This window comes from Curvibacter lanceolatus ATCC 14669, from assembly GCF_000381265.1.
Lineage (GTDB): Bacteria > Pseudomonadota > Gammaproteobacteria > Burkholderiales > Burkholderiaceae_C > Curvibacter > Curvibacter lanceolatus.
The window spans coordinates 214,594-221,462 of the sequence record NZ_KB906258.1; the positions used below are offsets into that span (position 1 = coordinate 214,594).

Annotated in this window: 7 protein-coding genes; 5 read left to right on the forward strand and 2 right to left on the reverse strand. The window is 69.5% G+C overall.

Annotation, left to right across the window (positions count from 1 at the left end):
- Position 1: 1 nt before the first annotated feature.
- The gene (locus tag F624_RS0113210) at positions 2–1,030 is read right to left on the reverse strand and encodes an isopenicillin N synthase family dioxygenase (protein ID WP_019574787.1); all 1,029 of its coding nucleotides are present in this window, start codon (positions 1,028–1,030) and stop codon (positions 2–4) included.
- Between the two features lie 617 nt (positions 1,031–1,647).
- Here F624_RS0113210 and F624_RS0113215 point away from each other — a divergent pair.
- The 5 genes from F624_RS0113215 to F624_RS0113235 all read left to right on the forward strand — a co-directional run bounded on the left by F624_RS0113215 (position 1,648) and on the right by F624_RS0113235 (position 5,945).
- On the forward strand, positions 1,648–2,688 hold the full coding sequence (locus F624_RS0113215; RefSeq protein ID WP_019574788.1) for an ABC transporter substrate-binding protein: 1,041 nt from the start codon (positions 1,648–1,650) through the stop codon (positions 2,686–2,688).
- A 40-nt stretch (positions 2,689–2,728) separates the two neighbouring features.
- Entirely contained in the window at positions 2,729–3,748 is a 1,020-nt protein-coding gene (locus F624_RS0113220; RefSeq protein WP_019574789.1) for an isopenicillin N synthase family dioxygenase, read from the forward strand.
- Positions 3,745–4,179 carry a VOC family protein gene (locus tag F624_RS0113225; protein WP_019574790.1) on the forward strand — a complete coding sequence of 145 codons (435 nt, stop codon included), beginning with the start codon at positions 3,745–3,747 and terminating at the stop codon, positions 4,177–4,179. The genes F624_RS0113220 and F624_RS0113225 overlap by 4 nt, the downstream gene beginning before the upstream one ends.
- Positions 4,180–4,287: 108 nt before the next feature.
- Positions 4,288–5,154: an urease accessory protein UreD gene (locus F624_RS0113230; protein ID WP_019574791.1), complete on the forward strand. Its 867-nt coding sequence runs from the start codon at positions 4,288–4,290 to the stop codon at positions 5,152–5,154.
- A gap of 53 nt (positions 5,155–5,207) precedes the next feature.
- A complete protein-coding gene (locus F624_RS0113235; RefSeq protein WP_031254937.1) occupies positions 5,208–5,945 on the forward strand; it encodes a haloacid dehalogenase type II in 738 nt (245 codons plus the stop codon).
- Positions 5,946–5,986: 41 nt separating this feature from the next.
- Here F624_RS0113235 and urtE read toward each other — a convergent pair whose 3' ends face one another.
- Positions 5,987–6,679 carry an urea ABC transporter ATP-binding subunit UrtE gene (gene urtE, locus F624_RS0113240; RefSeq protein ID WP_019574793.1) on the reverse strand — a complete coding sequence of 231 codons (693 nt, stop codon included), beginning with the start codon at positions 6,677–6,679 and terminating at the stop codon, positions 5,987–5,989.
- Between the last annotated feature and the right edge of the window lie 190 nt (positions 6,680–6,869).

The window sequence follows — 6,869 nt, forward strand, 5'->3', positions numbered from 1 at the left end:
TTCAATACGGCTTGAAGTTCGCCGCCACGCGCTGGCGCAGGTAGTCGCCCGCCGTGATGGCCGGGTACTTCTTCTGCGGGCCTTCGATCACCGCATCGCGGTTGGCCTGGCAGAAGAAGGCCACGCTGTAGCGGGGGCCCATGTACTCACCGGGTTGAGGGTTCTTCACGCGGTGGAAGTTGGAGGGCAGCAGGTCATCGCTCCAGCGCATCAGCATGTCGCCAATGTTGCAGGTGATGGCCGCCTCATCGGGTTCCACCGAGGTCCAGGCCTGCGAATCCATCTCCTTGCCCGGGCACACCTGCAGGCCACCCTGGCCCGGGCGTTGGTACAGCAGGGTCAGGCAGTCGAAATCGGTGTGGGCGCCGGCCCGCCACAGGTCCAGGTGGGCCTGGGCCTCGGGCGGGATGGCGTAGTAATGCAGCAGGCGCAGCGTGCTTTGGTACTCGGGGCTGGCCGGGTCGTGCGCACCGGTGAAAAAGTCGCTGGCAAAGCCCAGCTTGTCGGCAAAGCACGACAGCACCTTCATGCCCAAGGCCCAGCAGTCGGCCTCGAAGGCCAGCATGGTGGCCTGGAAGCCCGGCAGCTCGGCCTCGCTGGGCCACAGGCCCGCCATGTGGGGGCGCGTGATCTGATACGACTCCTTCTGGTCGGGGGTGCCCGTGCTGGGCCGCACCTGGGCCTTGGTCTCCCAGCTCACGTTGTTGGCCTTCTGGTGCGGCCACTGGGCCTTCACGGCATCGGGCAGGGCAAAGAAGCGCTCCGAGGTGGCAAAGGCCTCGCGCACCGCCGCCAGGTCGATGCCGTGGTCCACGATCTGGAAGAAGCCGACATCCACGGCGGCCGACCACAGCTCATCGGCGATCTGGGCCTTGCGCTGGTCGTAGTCGGCCAGCGAGATGCGGCGGATCTCACGCTGGCCGGTTTCAGAGCCCATGGCGCCCATGCGCGACTCCTTGGCCAGTTCAGACTGGGCCGAGGCGGTGGGGGGCAAAGGGGTGGAGGGGGACAAGAGGGTGGCAGTGCTCATTCAGGGCTCCTTGAATCGGAATCGGTGGGTGTGACAACACAGCCCGCGCTCCGGAGACACCCGCCCGTTCCAGCGGAAAAATCCGATCGAAGACGATCCGAATCAATCCAGCCGGCCGGGCAGGCCCCTGAAGCGCATGCGGGCACCGGCTTCCTGGGAAGCTGGCCCCGCCGGGCCTCAAGAGCAATTCCCGGTCTGCCCCAGGCCCGGCACACCGGCCGGACAGGGCAGCTGAACGCTTCTACTCTTGCCAGTGATCAAGCAGGTTTCAGGCCAGGCCCAGGCGGCCTGACGCGCACCAGCGTGGCGCAGAACGCCTCAGGCCGGTGCCGGCGCCTGCGTTTGAGAGGCCCTTGATCGCACTTTGTGCCCCCCTGTGGCGCCCCAGCCGGGGTGGCATGAAAACTGCACCCGATCCCCCTCAAGAGTAGAAGCGTTCAGCGGCCCAGCCGCCCGGAAATTGCTCTTGAAGTCAGGCGCAGGCCACCGGGTTGCCCCACCCGGTGTAGCGCTGCCTTCAGGATGCGGGCCGGTCGCCCGGGCCGCATCCCGGGGGCGCGCCCGCCCGTGCCTCCCGACCCACGTGCCCCACACGCCACTTGAGGAGTGCTCTTTCCATGCAACGCCGTTCCCTTCTGCGCGCCAGCGCCGCCGCCACACTCGCCGTCACCGCCCCCCTGGTCACCCCCTGGGTGCGCGCCCAGGGCTCGCTGCAGAAATTCAAGTTCAACCTGGGCTGGAAGATCGAAGCCTCGGGCGCCGGCTTTCTGCTGGCCCAGCAACGCGGTTACTACAAGGACGTGGGGCTGGACGTGAGCATCGACACCGGCAACGGCTCGGCCGCTGCCATCAGCCTGGTGGGCAGCGGCGCCTACGACGTGGCCTCGGCCGACCTGTCGACCATGATCGAATTCAACCTGGCCAACCCGACGGCGCAACTGCTGGCCGTGGCCATCCAGTACGACCTGAACCCCAACTCGATCATCGTGCGCAAGGACGGCCCCATCAAGAAGCCGGCCGACCTGGCCGGCAAGACCTTGCTGGGCCAGCCCTTCAACGCCTCGCGCAAGCTGTTTCCGGCCTTTGCCAAGGCCCAGGGCTTCGACCCCTCGGGCGTGAAGTGGGAGAACGTGTCGCCCGACATCGGCGACACCCGCTTCGTGAAGGGCGACTTCGACGGCGCGGCCTACTTCTTCTTCACCGGCCTGCTCAACCTCAAGGCGCGCGGCATGGGGCCCGAACAGCTCACGGTGTTCCGCTTCTCCGACCTGGGCATGAAGTCGTACGGCAACGGCCTGGTGGCCAACCCCAAGAGCCTGCAGGAACGCCCCGACGCCATGAAAGCCTTTGTGAAGGCCACCACCCGTGGCTGGATCGAGGTGATGGCCGACCCGCGTGCCGGCGCCGCCGCCATCAAGACCCGCGAGCCACTGGCCAATGAAGAGCTGGAGTACGAACGCCTCAAGCTGATCGTGGACGGCACCATGAAGACCGCCGAAACCCGAGCCAATGGCTGGGGCGCGGCCACACCGGCGCGGCTGCAGGCCACCATCGACGAGACCGTCACCGCCTTCGGCCTCAAGGGCTCGCCCACGCTGGCCGAGTTCTGGACCGACCGCTTCCTGCCCACGGCAGCCGAGCGCAAGCTCAAGGCCTGATCCGCCCCGCCTTGCCCCCCCAGACAGCCGAGCCGCCACCATGCCGCAACTGCCCATCCTGGACCTGACCGATGCCCTGCTGCCGGGTGCCCCGCGCAGCGCTGACGTGGCGCGCCAGTTTGGCGCCGCGGCCCGCGACTCGGGCTTCTTCTACGTGCGCCACCACGGCGTGCCCGAGGCGCTGATCGCGCAGCAGTTCGCCCTGGCCGAGCAACTGCTGACCCTGCCGGCCAGCGTGCGCGAGGCCTTCTCGATCCGCCACTCGCCCTCCTCACGGGGCTTTGAGGCCCTGGGCGCCCAGACCCTGGACGCCCAGGCCCACCCCGACCTCAAGGAAAGCTTCTACTGCGGCCTGGCCTACCCCGACGACCACCCCTATGTGCGCGCCGGCTACCAGACCTATGGCCACAACCAATGGCCGCCGCAGCTGCCCGAGGCCCCGGCCCGCTGCGAGGCCTACATGCAGGCCATGCTGGCCCTGGCCCGCCGCCTGATGCAGCTGATGGCCCTGTCGCTGGGCCTGGCCGAAACCTACTTCGACCCCAGCAACGGCAGCCCCATGGTGACGCTGCGCATGGTGCGCTACCCGCCCCACCCCGACGGGGCCGACGAGCGCACCTTCGGGGCCGGCGCCCACACCGACTGGGGCGCGCTGACCCTGCTGGCGCAAGACAGCCACGGGGGCCTGGAGGTGTGCACACCCTCGGGCGAGTGGATCGAAGCCACTCCCCTGCCCGGCACCCTGGTGGTCAACCTGGGCGACATGATCCCGCGCTGGACCAACGGGCTGTATCACTCCAACCCGCACCGGGTGCGCAACCGGCACTCGGGCGGGGCAGCCCGGCACTCCATCCCCTTCTTCTACGAGCCCGACTACCTGGCCCCGATCGAGCCCGTGCCCGGCACCGTGGCCCCGGGCGAGACGCCGCGCTACAGCCCCTGCACGGCGGGCGAGCACCTGCGCCAGATGTACCTCAAGACCTACGCGCCAGCGGCCCTGTCACCTGCCACCGCCACCGCCGCCAACACCTCTGCCCCCGCTGCGCAGGCCACCGCATGAAACTCTGGTTCAACCTGTTCACCCCCGACCCGCAGGCCCTGCTCGACTTCTACCAGGCCCTGCTCGGCCTGCCCGAGGCCGTGGCCAGCCGCTCGCCCATCTACCGGGCGCTGGAGACCGCCGACTTCCAGCTGGGCTTCAACGCCCGCCCGGCCTACGATCTGCTGGGCCTGCCTGAGCGCGCCCCGGCACTGGGCAGCGTGCCACCGGTGACGGCCTACTGCACCTTCATGCTCGACACGGCCGACGCCGTGAGCCGCTGCGCCGAGCGCGTGGCGGCCCTGGGCGGGCGCCTGATCAAGCCGCCCTACCCCACCTACTACGGGCAATGGCAGGCGGTGCTGGCCGACCCGCAGCACAACGTGTTCCGGCTCAGCGCCCTGGGCCTGCCAGCGGGGGTGCCCACGCCGGCGTTTCCGCTGCCGGATTGAGGGGGCCTGGCGCCCCACCCCCAGCGGGCCCTGACACGGCAGCCAGAATCCTTGGCGCGGAGGGCCCAAGCGCTCCGAGGCCTCTCCGGCTCACCTACACTCGAACGCATGTCCTGGCACGCCCGACTCGATCTCCAATACCGCCTGCAAGCCAGCCCCGTCGCCTCCGGGGCCAGCGCCGATTCACCGGCCTTGCGCACCGTGGCCCACCATCAGCATGATGGGCCGCTGCGCATCCTCAAAAGCCTCTACCCCGAGGGCCCGATCTGCCACAACGTGCTGGTGCACCCGCCTGGCGGCCTGGTGGGGGGCGACACGCTGGACATCCGGGTGCAGGTCGAGCCGGGCGCCCACGGCCTGGTGACCACCCCGGGCGCGACACGCTTCTACCGCTCGCTCGGCGAGCCGGCCCTGCAACGCAGCAGCCTGCACCTGGCCGAAGGCGCGCGCCTGGAGTGGCTGCCGCTCGAAGCCCTGGCCTACAACGCCTGCGACGCCCACAACGAGCTGCGCATGCACCTGGCCCCCGGCGCCGAGCTGATGGGCTGGGACATCACCGCCCTGGGCCTGCCCCACGCCAACCAGCCTTTCGAGCAGGGCAGCTTTGCCCAGCACATCGAGCTGCCCGGCGTGTGGCTGGAGCGCGGCCGCATCGCGGCCAGCGACACCCGGCTGCTGCAAAGCCCGCTGGGCCTGGCCGGCCAGCGCTGCGTGGGCTCGCTGTTCCTGGTGGCCGGCAGCGCCCTGGGCCGCGCACGCAGCGAGCAGGCCCTGGCCCTGGCCCGCGAAGCCAGTGCCGGCCACACGCTGGCCGACTGGAGCGGCGCCACCTGCCCCAACGAGCGGGTGGTGGTGGTGCGCGTGCTGGGCCCGCAGGTCGAGCCCGTGATGCAGCTGCTGCGCGCCGTCTGGGCGAGCTGGCGCAGCCAGCTGTGGCAACTGGGCAGCACCCCGCCGCGCATCTGGGCCATGTAGGGGTGGCCGGGCCGCGCTGGGCTTAGACTGCCCCGACCCACCGGAGGCCCCGCATGAACCCTTCTGCCGCCGCAGCACACCCCGTGCTCCGCCTCAGCACCGAACTGCAGGTGCTGGCCTTTGACATCTTCGGCACCGTGGTCGACTGGCACGGCAGCATCCGCGCCGAGGTCGAAGCCCTGGCCCCGGGTGTGGACGGCGACGCCTTCGCCAACGCCTGGCGTGCCGGCTACAAGCCCGCCATGGCGCGGGTCATGAGCGGCGAGCTGGGCTGGACCCGCATCGACGAGCTGCACCGCCTGATCCTGGACGAGCTGCTGCCCCGCTTCGGCCTGACCCAGCTCGACGAGCCGGCACGCCAGCACCTGAACCGTGCCTGGCACCGGCTGAACCCCTGGCCCGACAGCGTGCCCGGCCTGCACCGGCTGAAGCAGCGCTACACGCTGTGCACGCTGTCCAACGGCAATCTGGGCCTGCTGACGAACATGGCCAAGCGCGCCGGCCTGCCCTGGGACTGCATTCTGAGTGCCGAGGTGTTCCGGGCCTACAAGCCCGACCCGGCCACCTACCTGGGCGTGGCCCGCGTGTTCGACGTGGCCCCCCATCAGGTGATGCTGGTCGCCACCCACCACGACGACCTGGCCGCCGCACGCCAATGCGGCCTGCGCACGGCCTACATCGAGCGCCCGCTGGAGCATGGTGCGGCCCACCCCAAGGACAGCACGCCCCAGCCCGGCAACGAGCTGCACTGCGCCAGCCTGCTGGCCCTGGCAGACCAGTTGGGTTGTTGAATGAACCCGCCGCCGCAGGGGGCGGCTCAGATCAAGTCAGATCAGATCGCCACCAGTTGGCGCACGCCCTTCTCGGCCATCTCGCTGCCCGGGCCCCGGGCGATCACCTCGCCGCGCTCCATCACCAGGTAGTCGTCGGCCAGTTCTTCGGCAAAGTCGTAGTACTGCTCGCACAACAGGATGGCCATGTCGCCGCGGTCGGCCAGCATGCGGATCACGCGGCCGATGTCCTTGATGATGCTGGGCTGGATGCCTTCGGTGGGCTCGTCCAGGATCAGCAGGCGCGGCCCGGCGGCCAGCGCACGGGCGATGGCGAGCTGCTGCTGCTGCCCACCCGACAGGTCACCTCCACGGCGGTGCAGCATCTGCTTGAGCACCGGAAACAGCTCGTACAGCTCGGCCGGCACCGGGGTGCTGCCAGGCTTGTAGGCCAGGCCCATGCGCAGGTTCTCTTCGACCGTGAGGCGGGCAAAGATCTCGCGGCCCTGGGGCACAAAGCCGATGCCGGCACGGGCCCGCTCATAGGGCGTGGCCTTTTCGATGGCCCGGCCGTCGAACTCGATGCTGCCGGTCTTGATGGGCACCAGGCCCATCAGGCTTTTCAGCAGGGTGGTCTTGCCGACGCCGTTGCGGCCCAGCAGCACGGTGACTTTGCCGAGGGTGGTTTGCAGGCTCACGTCACGCAGGATGTGGGAGCCGCCGTAGTACTGGTTGATGTTCTTGACGGTCAGCATGGTGGGATCTCCGGTGTTACCGGGTTGAGGGATCGAGCGGTCTGGGGTGCCGCTGCGCTCTGATGGGTCTGCTGTCTTTTGCAGGGCGGAGGCCGGGATTGCGCCCCGGCGGGCGCCTCACTTTCTTTGTCTCGCCAAAGAAAGTAAGCAAAGAAAGGCGACCCGACGTGCACGCCCTGCTGCGCAGGGT

Excerpts from the sequence above, each read along its gene's own strand:
- F624_RS0113215 (WP_019574788.1), top strand. The coding sequence starts at position 1,648 with ATGCAACGCCGTTCCCTTCTGCGCGCCAGCGCCGCCGCCACACTCGCC.
- F624_RS0113230 (WP_019574791.1), top strand. The coding sequence starts at position 4,288 with ATGTCCTGGCACGCCCGACTCGATCTCCAATACCGCCTGCAAGCCAGC.
- F624_RS0113210 (WP_019574787.1), bottom strand. The coding sequence starts at position 1,030 with ATGAGCACTGCCACCCTCTTGTCCCCCTCCACCCCTTTGCCCCCCACC.
- urtE (WP_019574793.1), bottom strand. The coding sequence starts at position 6,679 with ATGCTGACCGTCAAGAACATCAACCAGTACTACGGCGGCTCCCACATC.
- F624_RS0113225 (WP_019574790.1), top strand. The coding sequence starts at position 3,745 with ATGAAACTCTGGTTCAACCTGTTCACCCCCGACCCGCAGGCCCTGCTC.
- F624_RS0113235 (WP_031254937.1), top strand. The coding sequence starts at position 5,208 with ATGAACCCTTCTGCCGCCGCAGCACACCCCGTGCTCCGCCTCAGCACC.
- F624_RS0113220 (WP_019574789.1), top strand. The coding sequence starts at position 2,729 with ATGCCGCAACTGCCCATCCTGGACCTGACCGATGCCCTGCTGCCGGGT.